The 15,889-nt window shown below is 70.2% G+C and carries 14 protein-coding genes; 6 read left to right on the top strand and 8 right to left on the bottom strand.

The genetic code is table 11. The features are described from left to right. Window positions 1-35: 35 nt before the first annotated feature. Together ACFVWL_RS05205 and ACFVWL_RS05210 are read right to left on the bottom strand one after the other, a co-directional pair. Window positions 36-1,328, bottom strand: coding sequence for a DUF222 domain-containing protein (locus ACFVWL_RS05205; RefSeq protein ID WP_387179402.1), 1,293 nt, complete (start codon window positions 1,326-1,328; stop codon window positions 36-38). 111 nt (window positions 1,329-1,439) lie between these two features. Continuing rightward, complete coding sequence (locus ACFVWL_RS05210; RefSeq protein WP_387179405.1) at window positions 1,440-2,189, bottom strand: phosphotransferase; 750 nt, start codon at window positions 2,187-2,189, stop codon at window positions 1,440-1,442. 98 nt (window positions 2,190-2,287) lie between these two features. Between ACFVWL_RS05210 and ACFVWL_RS05215 the strand changes: the two genes are divergently transcribed. The 3 genes from ACFVWL_RS05215 to ACFVWL_RS05225 all read left to right on the top strand — a co-directional run bounded on the left by ACFVWL_RS05215 (window position 2,288) and on the right by ACFVWL_RS05225 (window position 4,917). Next, on the top strand, window positions 2,288-3,088 hold the full coding sequence (locus ACFVWL_RS05215; RefSeq protein WP_387179407.1) for a MerR family transcriptional regulator: 801 nt from the start codon (window positions 2,288-2,290) through the stop codon (window positions 3,086-3,088). Window positions 3,089-3,260: 172 nt separating this feature from the next. After that, a complete protein-coding gene (locus tag ACFVWL_RS05220; protein WP_387179410.1) occupies window positions 3,261-4,211 on the top strand; it encodes an NAD(P)/FAD-dependent oxidoreductase in 951 nt (316 codons plus the stop codon). A 34-nt stretch (window positions 4,212-4,245) separates the two neighbouring features. Then, a complete protein-coding gene (locus ACFVWL_RS05225) occupies window positions 4,246-4,917 on the top strand; it encodes a hypothetical protein (RefSeq protein WP_387179413.1) in 672 nt (223 codons plus the stop codon). Window positions 4,918-4,944: 27 nt separating this feature from the next. Here the strand turns inward: ACFVWL_RS05225 and ACFVWL_RS05230 are convergent, their stop codons facing one another. Continuing rightward, a complete protein-coding gene (locus ACFVWL_RS05230) occupies window positions 4,945-5,406 on the bottom strand; it encodes a DUF3817 domain-containing protein (RefSeq protein ID WP_387179416.1) in 462 nt (153 codons plus the stop codon). Between the two features lie 153 nt (window positions 5,407-5,559). Here ACFVWL_RS05230 and ACFVWL_RS05235 point away from each other — a divergent pair, with 153 nt between their 5' ends. Then, window positions 5,560-6,477, top strand: coding sequence for a helix-turn-helix domain-containing protein (locus ACFVWL_RS05235; protein WP_387179419.1), 918 nt, complete (start codon window positions 5,560-5,562; stop codon window positions 6,475-6,477). A gap of 29 nt (window positions 6,478-6,506) precedes the next feature. On the opposite strand, the gene ACFVWL_RS05240 is transcribed toward ACFVWL_RS05235, so the two are convergent. Continuing rightward, window positions 6,507-7,703 carry an MFS transporter gene (locus ACFVWL_RS05240; RefSeq protein ID WP_387179422.1) on the bottom strand — a complete coding sequence of 399 codons (1,197 nt, stop codon included), beginning with the start codon at window positions 7,701-7,703 and terminating at the stop codon, window positions 6,507-6,509. Between the two features lie 116 nt (window positions 7,704-7,819). On the opposite strand from ACFVWL_RS05240, the gene ACFVWL_RS05245 reads away from it, so the two are divergent. Further along, window positions 7,820-8,926: a hypothetical protein gene (locus tag ACFVWL_RS05245; protein WP_387179425.1), complete on the top strand. Its 1,107-nt coding sequence runs from the start codon at window positions 7,820-7,822 to the stop codon at window positions 8,924-8,926. 246 nt (window positions 8,927-9,172) lie between these two features. After that, window positions 9,173-10,078 (top strand): serine protein kinase RIO, encoded by a 906-nt coding sequence (locus tag ACFVWL_RS05250; RefSeq protein WP_387179428.1) that lies wholly within the window; start codon window positions 9,173-9,175, stop codon window positions 10,076-10,078. A 1-nt stretch (window position 10,079) separates the two neighbouring features. Here ACFVWL_RS05250 and speB read toward each other — a convergent pair whose 3' ends face one another. From speB to ACFVWL_RS05270, 4 genes are read right to left on the bottom strand one after another with little or no spacing between them, the layout of a single operon-like run. After that, window positions 10,080-11,027, bottom strand: a complete 948-nt coding sequence (gene speB / locus ACFVWL_RS05255; RefSeq protein ID WP_387179431.1) for an agmatinase — start codon at window positions 11,025-11,027, stop codon at window positions 10,080-10,082. 45 nt (window positions 11,028-11,072) lie between these two features. Further along, window positions 11,073-12,689 (bottom strand): thiamine pyrophosphate-binding protein, encoded by a 1,617-nt coding sequence (locus ACFVWL_RS05260; RefSeq protein ID WP_387179434.1) that lies wholly within the window; start codon window positions 12,687-12,689, stop codon window positions 11,073-11,075. 10 nt (window positions 12,690-12,699) lie between these two features. Further along, window positions 12,700-14,367 carry an amidohydrolase gene (locus ACFVWL_RS05265; RefSeq protein ID WP_387179436.1) on the bottom strand — a complete coding sequence of 556 codons (1,668 nt, stop codon included), beginning with the start codon at window positions 14,365-14,367 and terminating at the stop codon, window positions 12,700-12,702. A 52-nt stretch (window positions 14,368-14,419) separates the two neighbouring features. Beyond that, window positions 14,420-15,757: an MFS transporter gene (locus ACFVWL_RS05270; RefSeq protein ID WP_387179439.1), complete on the bottom strand. Its 1,338-nt coding sequence runs from the start codon at window positions 15,755-15,757 to the stop codon at window positions 14,420-14,422. Window positions 15,758-15,889 lie beyond the last annotated feature (132 nt).

A 15,889-nucleotide genomic window follows, 5' to 3' on the forward strand; every position in this document is an offset into this window, starting at 1 on the left:
CGCGGCCACTCAGACCGGTCGCTCGGCACCGTCACTCAGAACGGCGGAACCCCTTGATCCTCGGCGAAGGTGACGGTGTTCTGCGGCGGCGGCCGATCGATGTAGACCTTGCCGGTCGGGCTGGTCCAGGCGTAGATCCCGCCGCCCGAGGGCTCGACCGCCCACGGCGAGTGGTGTTTGAGCACGTGATGACGTCGGCACAGGTGCCCGAGGTTCGATTCGCTGGTGGCTCCCCCGAGAGCGGCATCGTGATGATGATCGACGTCGCAGTCGATGGACGCATACCCGCAGGTGGGGAATCGGCAGCGCTGATCTCTGGCGCTCAGGTGCCGCTTCAGGTCGGAACTCGGACGATAGCGGTCGACCGCGAGGAGGGCCCCGGTGAGGGGGTGGGTGAGGATCCGATCCCACCCGGATGCCGCGCCGGCCAACCTGCGGGCGGTCGCCGCGTCGATCGGGGTCCGGCCGTTCAGCTCAGCCGGGGTCGTGTCGCTTCCCATCAGGGTCGTGACGGGAACGGTGATCGACACCGATCCGCGGATCGCCGCGAGGAGCCCCTCGGGCGCGTCATGTCCTGCCGGTGCGCCGGACAGGAGCAGATCGAGGGCCAGGTCGGCGCGGATCTGCGCGATGGTGCGAGGATCCGCCTCCGCATCGGGGGTCGCAACCCCCTCCGCGACCGGCTGCTCCTGCGTGACCTTGGCCATCTGCGTCAGCCGCTCGAAGACACCGTGGACCAGCGCGGAGGGACCGAGCAGCCCGAGCTGCGTCATCCCGTCGTCGACGTCTTTGATCCACACGGACCGCTGCTCCCGCGCATCCTCGTGCCGCTGATCGACCGATCGCGCCTGGAACCGTTCGGCGACCCGTCGCGCCATCCGTGCGACCCTGCCAGGAGACTCGCTCTCCGCGAAGGCGATCATCTGCGTCGCGTAGGCATCGCGGCCCGCCGCCTCGTCGAGATGCTCGCCGGCTTCGCAGATGACCCTGGCGTGCGCCGCGCTGATGCGGCCGGCGCCCTGTGCTTCCCACACCAGGGGAAACCGATCCACGACCCACGCCGCATCCGCCATGCGGCGCTGCACCGTGCGGTCGCTCACGCGCAGGGCAGTGGCGAACTCCGCGGCCACGGTGCGCGCCGACATCTCGCCGTGATCGGGATGCTCCGCCTGCGCGGCGACCTCGAGCGCGAGCCGGGACCCCAGAGCGAGGATGCCGTCGCGGGCGGCCTGGAGGCTGCCGATCGTGCGTTCGACCTCGACGAGCATCTCGGTGAGCGCGGCGAGCGCACCCACCTGTTCGAGAGTCGCATCCGCCAGTGCCGTCATACCTTCAGTGAACCAGGGGCCACCGACATTGAAAGGGCCAGATCAGCGAGCTAAAACGAAATACCGGAATGCAGCCGACACCGCGGAAGGCGCACCGCGAGCACGCCGAGCTCAGGCCCCGTCGAGCGACCGCACCCACACCGCACGGTGCTCTCGCACGTATCGCAGCGCCTTCGCCCAGTGGTCGCCATGGCCGCTCGCGTACATCGACGCCCACGGCTCGTCGCCGGTCGCGTGCGCCCCCTCCAGCAGCGCGAGCATCGCCGCCGTCCGCTCCTCCATCGCTCGAGGCAGGTCACGGCGCATGGGGCCATCCGCACCGTATCCGTCCACGAGCGCCGCGAGATCGACGGCCGCATGCTCCGGCGCCCGTTCGCCATCGGACAGGGCGAACGCCTGCGCCGCGTACGCGAGGTCCCAGAGGCGGGTGCTCGGTGCGGCGGCATCCCAGTCGATGAAGACCCAACGGTCTCCGGTGATGAGGTTCCAGGGCGCGAGGTCGTTGTGACACACGAGCTCGGCGGCGGGCGCGGGGATCGCCGTCCGCCACACGGCTCCGGCCTCCGGCACGTATCGGGCGCTTGCGTCGTGGATCTCACGGATCATCGATCCGACGCGGCGCAGTTCGCTCGCCGTCAGCGGAGCACCTGCGATCGCCAGCTCTCCCGGCACGAACTCGACGACCTGCCGCCCCTGCGCGTCCCGTCCCCGCGGCTCCGGCGCATTGACGCCCTCTGCCCGCAGGGCGGCCACGAAGCCGCTGACGCTGGGGGTGGCGTCCGACCATGGCTTGCGCACCGTGTCGCCGATCCGCACCACGGCCCCGCTCGCATTCCCGCCGACCAGCACCTCTTCGTCCACCCGTCGACGTTAGCGCGCCGACGTGAGCGCGCCGAGCATCCGCCCGCACCCACCGCGATACTTGACTCTGACACAGTGGCAGACGGGAGAACTGAGACATGTTGTCCATCGGAGCGTTCGCGCAGATCGGCCAGGTGACCCACCGGATGCTCCGGCATTGGGACACCGCCGGCCTGCTCGTGCCCGCCCACGTGGACGAGTTCAGCGGATACCGCTCCTACGATCCCTCGCAGCTGGAAAGACTGCACCGGATCGTCGCCCTGCGCCAGCTGGGCTTCGGGCTCGATGACATCTCGGCGATCCTCGAACGCGGTGTCGATGCCGGGCGCATCGCCGCCCTGCTGCGGATCCGTCGCGCAGAGGTCGAGCAGGAGCATCGGATCGCCGCGGAGAGACTCGTCGACGTGGAGAGGCGCCTCCACCTGATCGAAAGAGAGCAGCACATGTCCCAGATCGAGATCATCGACAAGCCCCTCCCCACCGTCCGCCTCGCGGCCATCCGCACGGTCGTCCCCGACCAGCCGGCGGTCGCGGGAGTGGTCGGACCCGCCTTCGACGCCGTGGCGGAGATCATCGGCGACGCGCACTCCCTGTCCACCCCGATCGCCGAGTACGAGACCCTCGACGACGGCCTGCAGGTCATCGTCGGGTACGCCTACGCCGGACCCGCCCAGGACGGGTTCGAGATCATCGAGCTCCCGGCGGCGGATGAGGCCGTGTGCGGCATCCATCTCGGCTCGATGGACCACATCGCCGAGAGCTGGCATGCGATCCACACCGAGATCTTCGCCCGCGGCCTGGTGCACGACGGTCCCTGCCGCGAGCTGTACGTGCGCGCCGTCTCCGACGACCAGTCCGACTGGGTCACCGAACTGCAGCAGCCCGTGCGGCGCGGCTAGGTCGGACCGGAGGACACCGACCCGCGTCGCGGCCGGCATCGACCGCCACGCGGGTCGCAGCCCGTCGAACAATGGCAGGATGAGAGTAAGGCGCGCCTTACGGGCCGCCCGGCGGCGTCGCCTCGGCAGACGCCGTGCGATGGACCCGCCCCTTTCTCGGAAGGACCTGCGGATGACATCACCGGCCCCTGGCATGAACGAGCGTGCCGACTACGACGTGCTCATCGTGGGCGGCGGACCGGCCGGCCTCTCCGCCGCGCTCAACCTCGGCCGCGCGCTCGCACGCGTGCTCGTGATCGATGCCGATCGTCCTCGCAATGCGGCGACGCTGCGATCGCACGGATTCCTGACCCGTGACGGCATCCCGCCCCAGGAGCTGCGCCGCCTCGCCAGGGACGAGCTGGCGGCCTACCCGAACGTCGAGGTGAGATCGCGGACGCGGGTCGCCGCGCTCCGCTCGACGACCGGCGGTTTCGCGGCCGACATCGGACGACGGGAAGCCGAGACGACCGTGACCGCCCGAGCTGTGCTGCTGGCCACCGGGCTGCGCGAGACGCTCCCCGACGTCCCGAACCTGCGCGGCTACTACGGCATGAGCCTGTTCAGCTGTGCCGCATGCGACGCGTGGGAGCTGCAGGGCCGCCACCTCGCCCTGATCGGCGAGACGCCGGACATCGCCGATCGCGCACGACTCATCGGACGCTGGACCGAGAGCCTCATCGTGTTCACGCACGGTGCGGACGCCGTGACCGCGGAAGAGGAGGTCGAGCTCGCCGCCGTGGGCATCGCCGTGCGCCGGGACCCCATCGTCGAGCTCGTGGGCGAGCGGGGACGCCTGGAAGCCATCCGCCTCGCCGACGGCACCGAGCTCACCGTCGACGGAGGCTTCGTGCGACCCGAGTGGGAGAGCACGCTGTCGTTCCTCGACGGGATCACGCCGGCGCTGGACGATGCCGGACACCTGCTCACCGACCGCTCCGGTCGCACCGACGTGCCGGGGCTCTACGCCGCGGGGGATGCTGCGGCTCCCGGTCCGCAGCAGCTCATCGTCGCGGCGGGGGCCGGGGCTCGGGTCGCCGCGGTGATCGTGCACGACTCGGTCGGCGTCGCCACCGCCCACTGAACGGCCGTCCGGGACCGGGACTAGGCTGACCGGCATGACGCGCACCTCCTCGATTCCCTTGCGCCTGGCCAGCACCGCGATCGCCGCCCTGGCCGTCCTGTCACTGAGCGGATGCCTGTACGCGCAGATCCCCGCAGGTTCCCCCTCCGACGCTCCGTCCGATATCCCATCGCCGAGCGCGGAGACCGACGCGCCCCTCGACGAGTCGCCCGGCGCGACGCTGACCTTCGCCGAAGGACTCGATCTCGCAGGCGACGCCTACATCGAGTGGGGCGACGGCCTCGTGGTCGACGAAGGATGGAAGATCGTCTCACCCGACGACGGCAACGGCGGCTGGACCTACGGCACGGTCGACGGCACCTGCACCGCGCGGTTCTGGCAGGGGCACACGACCGACGTGCCCCTGGTCGCCGGAGACGACAGCGCGTCGTCCGATGCGATCCTCGGCGTGCTGCTGCAGACACCGACGGCCGACATCACCCCGATCGCGACCACCGGAGAGTTCAGCTACATGGCCGGCGGGAACGGAGGCGTCGAGACGCGTCAGGTCGTCGGTGTGGACGGCAGCCGCACCTGGCTCATGGCCGCACGCGCGTTCACCCAGACCGGGGTGGGCCTGTACGTGATCGTGGACTGCACCGCCGCGGACGCAGAGTCGACGATGGCCGCGATCAACGAGGAGAACGCGGTCGTCGTCACGCCCTGACCGCGCGGAACTCGCGGCGGCATGGAGTCATTTGCCGCCGGGGGGACCCACCAGCAGCAGGATGACGTACAGCGCGACGATGCCGACGACCAGCAGCAGCGCGAGGACCCACGGCCGCTGCAGGAACCACCGCATCAGCCGGTCGTACCAGCGGCGATCGCGCGGGTCATCCGTCGCCTCCAGACGCCACTCGCCAGTGAGTCGTCCGGTGCGATGCAGCCAGATCTCGGTCGGGATCGTCGCGTACGGGACGACGGCGCTGGCGACGGCGAGAACACCGACGCCGACGTGCCAGCGCTGATTCAGCGCGACCAGGATCGCGGTCGCCGCATACGACAGGAAGACGAACCCGTGGATGCCTCCGCCCACGGTCACCACGACCCCCGGGGCGCCGACGGCGCGGGCGATGATCGCGGCGATCAGGATCGTCCAGGTGATCGCCTCCGCGATCGCGAGAACTCGGAACAGGCGGTCGGGGGTGCGGAACACGGTACTCCTCGGGTGGTGTCCTTCCACCGTATCCGGCGGTCGCCTCCTCCGAATCAACCGAATGGTTGAGGACGTCAGCTCGATGCGACCCGTTTCACGATTCGAGGAGCTCGAGTTCGGAATAGGACGCCACGCGTCGACGTTGCCGAAGGCATGGTGACAGTGGATGCGGACGCGCTCTCGCACGTGCTCGGCGCCGTCGACCTGCGCGTCGGTGTCGCGCGGCGCACGACCATCGCGGCCGGTTCTCTGCTGCCGATACCCGCCGGATCCATCACCCTCGTGTACATCGCGCAGGGCAGCGTGCACGGGCATCCACCCCTCGGTGACGGCTGCCGGCTCGACGTCGACCCCGACTCGCGACGCATCGTGCTCGACCCGCAGATCCGCCGCGACCTGCTCGTCGCCGGCGACGCCTTCCTCACCCTCGGCGGAACCCCGTTCGCACTCGAAGCCGATGATGATGCGAGCCTCATGGTCGTCGACCTCGAATTCGCGGATGCGGCCTCGCCCCTGCCCGCCCTCCTGCCGCCGTTCCTCACCGTCACCGGATTCGACGCACTCGAACCGGCGGCGGCCGCGCTCGCCGAGAACATGGGACTGGTGGACCCCGGCGCGTGCCCGGTTCGCCAGGGCGACCCTGTGATCTGCCGCATGATGGCGACGACCGTTCTCCTCTCGGTCATCCGCGCCTGGGCGGCGAACGGCTGCGCCCCGGCGGGATGGCCCTCGCTGTCGAACGACCCGTTCCTCGATCGCGTCGTCGACGCCATCCGCGAGGAACCGGGCCGCGACTGGACCGTCGAGCGCCTCGCCGGAATCGGCGCCATGTCGCGCTCGACCTTCGCCGAGCGGTTCCGCACCGCCGTCGGCCGCTCGCCCGCCGACTACGTCACCGAGGTGCGGGTCGACGCGGCCAAGCGGATGCTCGAGACCGGACGCAGCGTGTCGGACATCTCCCGCGAGCTGGGCTACGCCTCCGACGAGGGGTTCAGCCGGGCGTTCCGACGACGCACCGGGCAGACCCCCTCGTCGTGGCGCCTGGCGAACCGCACTCCCGTCTCCGCCTGAGAGTCTCCGCCTGAACAGCTCCCACCGCGTCAGCCTCTGCTGCTGACGCGGTTCGAGATGCCGAAGAGCACCGCACCGGCGAGCAGCGCGATCGCCCCGATCGCGTAGACGAGCTCGACGTTCAGGGTGTCGACGAGCAGCCCGCCGATCCCCGCGGCCAGGGTGATCGCGCCCTGGAAGCCCACGACGACCAGGCTGCCGCCGGCCTCGAGCCGATCGGGCATGCGGTGTCCGACCCAGGTGTTCGCGACGATCAGCCAGGACGAGAAGAAGAAGCCCCACACCAGCACGACGATGCCGACTCCCACGATCGACCCGGAGAACAGGATCATCGAGATCACGGATACCGCGATCACGAGGGGGGCGAACACCGCGAAGAATGCGAACGTGCGGTCGATCACGAGGCCGATCGTGATGTTGCCGAGCAGGCCGCCGACGCCGAACAGCGCGAGCAGCACGACGATGGTCGAGGCGTCGACCTCGGGGATGCGCTCCAGCGCGAGACGCACGTAGGTGTAGGCGAGGAAGTGCCCGAGTACGACGAGCACATGGCCGACCATGCCGAGACCGATGCCCGGACGGCGCAGAGTGTCGACGAGCAGGCGCAGGCTCGACGCCCGCTCCGCCGGCACCGACGGCAGCGCGAACCGCAGGACGACCGCGAGCGCGACCATCAGCACGCCCGCGATGGCGAAGACCATCCGCCAGTCGACGAGCTCGCTCAGCATGACGCCCAGCGGCACACCCGCCACAGTCGCCAATGAGACCCCGGCCGAGGTGAACATGACGCCGCGTCCGAGGTTCTCCGGCCCGGCGAGACGTGCGGCGACCGTGATCGACATCGCCCAGAACGCGCTGATCGCCGCGCCCAGGAGAAAGCGCGCCAGCAGCACGATGATCAGGTTCGGCGCGATCGCCACGATGAGGTTCGACACCGCGGCGGCGAGCGCCATCCACACCAGCAGCGACCGCCGGTCCAGACGCGGGAACATGAGCCCGACGGTCGGCGCGACGACGAGCCCGACCAGCGCGGTCACGGTCACGGTCTGTCCGGCCTGCCCCGGGGTGACCCCGAGACCGTCGGCCATCTCGGTGAGCACGCCGTTGGGCAGGAACTCGGCGGTGACCAGCAGGAACCCCATCAGCATCAGGACGATCAGGCCGCCGTAGCGGATGCGGGACGCCGCGGAAGGCGGCAGCGTGGGGACGGGCGCTGTGGTGGTCATGCCCTCCACACTCGCAGTGTGCGGATGCCGAGGTCCGATCAGGCGTCCGCAGCATCCGACCATTCGTCCGGAGCGCGATTCATGGATCTCCCAGTCGGAGCCTGCAGAGTATCGGCATGCAGCAGCAGCGGGGGAAGGCAGGACGACGGACGCTCCACGGGGCCGCAGCCACCGCGACGATCATGCTCGTCGTCGGATGCGCCCCGCAGCCGGCGGCCGGCCCGGACGATTGGACCCTTGCGCCGATCTCCTTCCAGAGTTCCTTCACCGGTTCGGGACCGGAGGCCGCTCCGGCCGGCCACCCCATCGACCTGGCGTACGGGATGCACGTGCTGTCGGCCGACGGCGCAGGGGGGTTCTGGACCGCGTCTGCCGGATCGTGGCTGCACGTCGGGGCCGATGGCAAGACGCTCGCCAGGTTCAACACCGAGCCGGGCGACCCGCTCTCGCAGATCGGAGCCATGGCGCCGCTGTCGGCGACCGAGCTCGTCGTGGTGCAGGGCGACCGAGTCCACGTGATGCCGATGGTCTCGGTGCTCGACACCGCCACCATGACGATGCGAGACCTGCCGGCCGACGCCGTGGGCGATGAGGGCGACGACGACTACGGGGACTTCGAGTTCGGCGACGTCGCCGTGCACGACGGGGACGCGATCGTGGTGCGATACCAGCCGCGCCCTCCCGACGCCTACCTCGACTACGAGGTGCTGCGCATCGACCTCGACAGCGGAGCACGGGCCCTGTTGCACAGCGGCCGGGTCGACCTCGACGATGCGCCGGGCGCTCGGCCCGGTGTCCCGCCCGTCGGCATCGATGTCGACAGCGCCGGACGTGTGTACATCGCGACCCCGTCCGCACGGATCATGCTCGCCGCCGACGGCACAGAGGTGAGCCGGGAGCCGCAGGTCGCGAACCGTCCGCTCGTCGCCGCTGCTCCCGACGGCACGGCGCTGTGGTGGGGCGGCGAGCCGGTGCAGAGTGACGCGCGGGCCGTGATCGTCGGCGGCTCCGCCGACGCGAGGACGGCGATCGAGGGCAGGATGCGCTGCGCCGAGCCCTCGCGCGGTGACGCCCTCCTCTTCAGCGACGCCGCCGGACAGCATCCGCTGCCGTTCCTGTGCGGCGCGAACGATGCGGTCTGGACCGGGATGTCATGGGTGGTCGCCACCGGCGGCGAGGGCGACGGGGTGCTCGTGCGGGTCGCACCGCCCGCCGGGAGCTGACCCCTCCCTCTGGACCTCTGGACTAGCCCGGCCTCTGAACAAGCCCGGCCTCTGAACAAGCCCGGCCTCTGGACAAGCCCGCCGCGCACGCCCTAGGCTCGACGTCGCACCGGGATGAGCCCGGGAAGCCGAGTGGAAGGAGCCGAGGACATGAACACCGTCTTTGTCGCGCTCTCCGCCGACCATCTTCCCTTCGAGGCCACCCGCTCCTGATCCTGGCGTGGCCTCCCCTCCCGGAGCCACATCTTGTCTGATCTCTTCGCTTCCTCGGAAGCCGCGTCCTTCGACGCCACCCCCTTCAATGCCACCCCCTTCGACGCCACCGCATTCGAGTCTCTCGAAACCGAACTCTCCTTCGCCGACGTCGACCCCGGCGAGGGGCAGCGCTGGTCCACCTGGCCGGCGATCACCCCGTCCGAGCGTGGACCCGAGCCGTGGCCCGCGTGGGTGGTGACCTCGGCCGGCGCGCTCGACACCGAGCGCGGCATCCTCAAGACCGGCAAGGAGGCCGACGTGTTCCTGCTCGAACGCGCGGTGCCGGGTGACCCCACGCAGCACACGCTGCTCGCCGCGAAGCGCTACCGCAGCGCCGAGCATCGCAGCTTCCACCGGTCGTCGGTGTACACCGAGGGGCGCAGCACGCGGAACACCCGCGACGCGCGCGCCCTCGCCAAGAAGTCCGACCACGGTCGCGAGGTGGCCGCCGCACAGTGGTCGTTCGCCGAGTTCGAGGCGCTGTGTCGCATGTGGGAGCTCGGCGCCCCGGTGCCGTACCCCGTGCAGGTGAACGGCACCGAGGTGCTCATGGAGTTCCTCGGTGACGCCGACGGCACGGCCGCGCCCCGACTCGCCCAGGCCCGCGGAGACCGTGCCGAGCTGCAGGACTACTACGCGCAGGTGGTCGATCTCATGCGCATCTTCGCCGCGGCCGGCTTCGCCCACGGCGACCTCTCGGCGTACAACCTGCTCGTGCACGAGGGGCGGGTGCGCGTGATCGACCTGCCGCAGATCGTCGACATCATCGCGAATCCGCAGGGGCTCGATCTGCTGCACCGCGACTGCGTGAACATCTGCGATTGGTTCACCCGGCGCCGTGTCGAGTGCGACGCCGAGGAACTGTTCGCCGAGCTGCTCGCCGCGTCATTCACGTGAGCTAGGCGGAGAGGCGGGCGGCCAGCAGCGTCACGAGCTCGTAGACCACGTGGCTCGCGGCGATGCCGGTGATCTGCGCGTGGTCGTAGGCGGGCGACACCTCGACCACATCCGCCCCGACGATGTTCTGCGACTTCAGGGCGCGCAGGATGCGCAGCAGCTCGCGGCTCGTCAACCCGCCCGCCTCGGGGGTGCCGGTACCGGGTGCGTGGGCGGGGTCGAGCACATCGATGTCGATCGAGACGTACAGCGGCTTGTCGCCGATGCGCTGCAGGATGCGGGCGATGCCGGCTTCGACGCCGTGCTCCTCGATGTACTCGCTCGACACGATCGAGAAGCCCAGCCGCTCGTCGTCCTCGAGGTCCTGCTTCGAGTACAGGGGTCCGCGGGTGCCGACGTGGCAGCTGGCGGTGAGGTCGATCAGTCCCTCCTCGCTCGCCCGGCGGAAGGGGGTGCCGTGCGTGATGGGAGCCCCGAAGTAGGTGTCCCACGTGTCGAGGTGGGCGTCGAAGTGCAGTACCGCGACGGGGCCGTGCTTGGCTGCCACGGCCCGCAGCAGCGGCAGGGCCACCGTGTGGTCGCCGCCGATCGTGACGATGCGCTGCACCTGCTCGCCGAGGGCCAGTGCCGCACGCTCGACCTCGGTCACCGCCTCCGTGAGATCGAACGGGTTGACCGGGATGTCACCGGCATCCACGACCTGCGCGATCGCGAACGGCGACACGTCCTGCGCAGGGTTGTACGGCCGCAGCAGCCGCGACGACTCGCGCACGTGCGACGGGCCGAACCGCGTGCCGGGACGGTAGCTCACCCCGGAGTCGAAGGGGATGCCGACGACGGCGATGTCGGCGCGCGGCACGTCTTCGATCCGCGGCAGCCGCGCGAAGGTCGCGATGCCGGAGTAGCGGGGGTTCACGGACGCGTCGATCGGGCCCACGTTCTCGGTCATTGCTCGTTCCTGTTCGTCGGGGAGGTCTGGAGGGTCGGTGTGGAGTCAGAGGGCGTTCTGCGGGATGTGCACCAGCTGCACTCCCCCGTCGGTGATCGCGGCGCGGATGCTCGACGCGATGTCGTCGCGCCGCTCGACTCGACGCCCGGTTGCGCCGAAGGCCGTGGCGAGCGCCGCCCAGTCGGGCTGCACCAGGTCGACGCCGATCGGGGTCATACCGCGGTCGACCTCGTTCTGCCGGATCTCCGCATACCCGCCGTTGTCGACGCACACGATCGTGACGTCGAGGCGCTGCTCGACGGCGGTCACGAGCTCGTTCACGCAGAACATCAGGGCGCCGTCGCCGATCACCGTCACGACCGGGTGCGCGGTCTGCGCGACCCGTGCGCCGATCGCGGCGGGCAGGCCGTAGCCGAGAGTCGCGTACGTCGGGGTGTAGAGCAGGGAGTGCGGGTGCGCCGACTGCCGCACGCTGCCGAGGGCCATGTAGACGATCTGCGACGAGTCGCCTGCCACGATCGCGTCGTCGGGCAGGGCGCCGGCGATGATCTCGGCCAGCGCGACCGTCTCGGGTGCGGCCTCCCGCATCTCGGCGGCGATCTCGGCGCGTTCGGCCGTCAGGTCGCGTGCCGGGCGGGTCTCGGCGAGGAGCAGATCGAGCAGCGCCTCCAGAACGGCAGCCGCATCACCCGTGATCCCGATCGTCGCTTCGAGATTCTTGTCCCGCTGCGCCGGCGAGATGTCGATGCGGATCACGGCTCCGCGCGCGTCGAGTCGCGGCGCCCACAGCTCGGCCTCGCCGAGTTTCGAGCCGACCACGAGCAGCACGTCGGCGTCTTCCGCGACCTCGCGGGCCGCGGCCAGGCGCAGGTTCGAGCCGAGCGAGAGCGCATGCCGTTCGTCGACGACGCCCTTGCCGTTCAGCGTGGTCAGCACCGGGGCGCCGAGTCGCTCGGCGAGGGTCGTGACCTCGTGCGCGGCATCCACCGCTCCACCACCGGCGACGACCACCGGATTCTTCGCGGCAGCGAGCAGGCGTGCCGCCTCGGCGAGCGCGGTCGGCTCCCCGGAGACCCGGGTCGGCACCGGGCGCGGTCGCCGCGCCTCGGCGGAGACATCGGCCGGAGCCTCCAGCACGTCGAGCGGGATCTCGATGTGCACGGGACGAGGACGACCGGTGCGGAACAGCGTGAAGGCGTCGTGCACGGCCTCGACGGCCTCGGCCGCGCTCGTCACCCGGCGCGACCACTCGGCGATGGCGCCGACCATGGCCGTCGCGTCCTTCGTCTCGTGCAGCGTGCCCACGTCGGCGAACTCGGCGCCGAGCGGCACTCCGGGCGAGAGCACGATGAGCGGCCTCGACTCGCAGAACGCGGTACCGATCGCGCTCATGGCGTTCTGCAGTCCGGGGCCCGAGGTGGTGATGACGACGCCGGGGAGGCCGGTCTGCTGCGCCCAGCCGTCGGCGCCGTATCCGGATCCCTGCTCGTGGCGGTTCGTCACCGCGCGGATGCCGAGGTCGGCGAGCGGCCGGTATAACTCGAGGTTGTGGGTGCCGGGGATGCCGAAGATCGCGGTCACGCCGTAGGCGCGGATCGTCTCCAGCACGGCTCGCCCTGCGGTGTCGGCGTACTGCTCCGCCGTCGTGGTGTCGGTGCTCATCGTGTCATCCTCACACCTGGTGACGGCGCGTGCCGTCGACCCAGGTCTCGCGCACAGTGATCGCCGAGATCTCGTCTGCCGGAACAGTCAGCGGGTCGCCGGAGAGCACCGCGAAGTCGGCGTACTTGCCGACCTCGAGCGACCCCAGGTCGTCTTCGCGGCCGATCGACACGGCGCCCTCGATCGTGTGGGCGCGGAGGGCTGCGAGCGCGGAGACGCGCAGGTCGTCCGGGCCGAGCTTGTGTCCACGCCGCGTGACGCGGGTCACCGCGGTCTGGATGGCCTCGAGCGGGATCGGCTCGGCGACCGGAGCATCCGACGAGATCGTGAACGGCACACCCGCGCGCTCGAACTCGCCCAGCGGGTTGAAGCGCTCGCCCGGGGTGCCGATGGCCTCTTCGACCCCCTCGCCCCAGTTGAAGTAGTGCTGGGTCTGGTTGACGGGACGGATGCCGGAGACGGCCATCCGCTCGATCTGCTCGGGCGTCGGCAGGCCGCAGTGCTCGATGCGGTGGCGGGCGTCGGCATCCGGATGCTCGGCGAGCGCGGCCTCGATCGCCGACACGACCATCTCGATCGCGGTGGGCGACTGGGCGTGCGTGGCGGTCTGGAGTCCTGCCGCATGCGCCTTGCGGATGAGCCCCGCGTACTCGGCCGGCTCGTGGTACAGCTGGCCGGTGCGGCACGGGTCGCCCACGTAGCCGTCGGGGAAGTACGCGGTCCAGCCCCCGAGCGTGCCGTCGGCGTAGAACTTGATACCCGCGAAGCTCAGGTGCGCGTTGCCGAACTGACCGACGAGACCCATCTCGAGCGCCTCGTCGAGCAGGTGCGAGAGCAGGTACATCGACACGCGCAGTTCGAGGCGTCCGGCTTCGGCCAGGCGCAGGTACATGTCGAACTCGCGCCGTGTGACCTGGGCGTCGCCGATCGAGGTGACCCCGCCGGCGAGGAAGCGCTGGGTCGCGGCGTCCAGCTGGCGCAGGTGCTCCTCGGGCTCGTCGGCGAGGTGGAAGTTCGGGCCGTGGTGGCCGATCTTCACGCCGTGCACTCCGGTGAGGATGTTGCACGCGGCATCCGACAGCTCACCGGTCAGCTCGCCATCGGCGTCGCGGAAGAACTCGCCACCGTCGGGGTGGGGAGTGCCACGGTCGACGCCGTTGATCTCCAGCGTGTGGGAGTTCACGACGCCGCCGTGGCCCGACGCGTTCATGAGGTACACCTCGCGGTCGGCGGCGACCTCGTCGAGCTCGAAGCGGGTGGGGTGACGCTTCTCGGCGAGGTTGCGCTGCTCGTAGCCGTAGCCGCGCACCGGACGCCCCGCGGGGAGGTCGGCGGCCGCGGCCTTCAGGAGCGCCACGATCTCGGGGATGCTGCCGGCCTTCTCTGGTCCGCAGTCGACCCAGCTCATCATCTGCCCGAACATGAGCGGATGGGCGTGGGCATCGACGAACCCGGGGACCACGACCGCGTCTCCGAGGTCGATGCGCTCCGGAGAGAGCCCACCCCGCTCGGCCGCCGCCTCGCACTCGGCGGGGGTGCCGATCGCGAGGATCCGCCCGCGGTCGGTCAGCATCGCCGTGGCCGTCGTGGCCGCGGCATCCGCCGTGTGGATCGCGTGCGCGGTCAGCAGGACGGGTGTCGTCTGCGCCGAGCGGTCGAAGGGGGTGAGCTTTCTCATGGCAGCCTGTTCGCGGTCGTGTCTGTGCGGGCGGTGAAGGAGAGGTCGCCGATCACGGAAGCCTGTTCGCCGTCGTGTCGGTGCGGGCGGTGAAGGAGGCGGTGACGGGGGCCTCGTCGGAGTGCTGCGGCGCGAGGCGCGTGCAGATGCCGGCGATCACGGCCATGCCGATGAACATCGCGATGACCGACCAGATGCTGCCGGTCCAGGCGATGAGCTGCGTCGCGAACCAGGGCGAGAAGCCGGCCCAGACCGCCGCACCCACGCCGTAGGACAGCGCGATCGAGGTGTAGCGGGCCTGCGGACGGAACATCTGCGAGAGCAGCGCGGCGATCGGCGCGTAGGTCGCACTCATCGCGATGCGCACCAGCGAGGCGAACAGGAAGATGAGCGGTTCGATACGGCCGGGCATGATCAGCAGGAACGGCACGAAGGTCAGCACCGAGGTGATCAGGCCGATGTACATGACGTTCTTGCGGCCCCACTTGTCGCCGAGCCAGGCGACCGGGAGGGTCACGACGAACTCCACGAACGAGGCGATCGTCATGGCGTCGAGGATGACCTGCTCGCTCACGGAGATCGGCTCGCCGGTCGCGTACGCGGTGACGAACGTGGTGGCCAGGTAGTAGCCGCCGGTCGAGATCGGGAGGATGCCGATGCCGAGGAGGATCGGACGCCAGTTGGTGCGCAGCGCGAAGGCCAGCGGCATCGACTGCTTGCGGCCCTCGACCTTCGCCTCGAAGACCGGGGTCTCCTCTACGCGGTAGCGCACCCAGAAGCCGACGCCGACCAGCACGATCGACAGCAGGAAGGGGATGCGCCAGCCGCCGTTGATGATGAAGTCGTCGCCCATGCGGGTCATGATCGCGAAGATGCCGGAGGCCAGCAGGGCACCGGCCGGGTTGCCGAGCTGCGTGAAGCCGCCGTAGAAGGTCTTGGACTTCTCGGGGGCGTGCTCGACGCTCATGAGCACCGCACCGCCCCACTCGCCGCCGACCGCGAGACCCTGCACCGCACGGAGCAGGATGAGGAGGATCGGGGCGAGGATGCCGATGTTCTCGTACGTGGGCAGGCAGCCCACGAGCACCGTGGCCGCGCCCATCATCAGCAGCGTGATGACGAGCGACGTGCGCCGGCCGAGCTTGTCGCCGATGTGGCCGAAGATGATGCCGCCCAGCGGACGGACGAGGAAGGCGACCGCGAAGGTCGCGAAGGCCGCTGCGGTCTCGGCCAGCCGGTCGCCGCTCGGGAAGAACAGCGGACCGAAGACGAGCGCCGCGGCGGTCGCATAGACGTAGAAGTCGTACCACTCGATGGTGGTACCGACGAAGGCGGCGATGCCGGCGCGTCGCGCCCGGCTGTGGGTGCCGCGGGTGGGGGTAGTGGTCATGGGGTGCCCGCTCCTTTGCGGAAGATGTCGGATAGCGAAGGATGCTACGGACGTGCAGCGCCGCCAGCAAGTGCAGAAATCCAGTGATAGAGGTTATTCACTGGAGAATTGATCGAGTGAGCGTGCAATGCG

The organism is Microbacterium sp. NPDC058269 (assembly GCF_042881445.1).
In the GTDB taxonomy this organism is placed as follows: domain Bacteria; phylum Actinomycetota; class Actinomycetes; order Actinomycetales; family Microbacteriaceae; genus Microbacterium.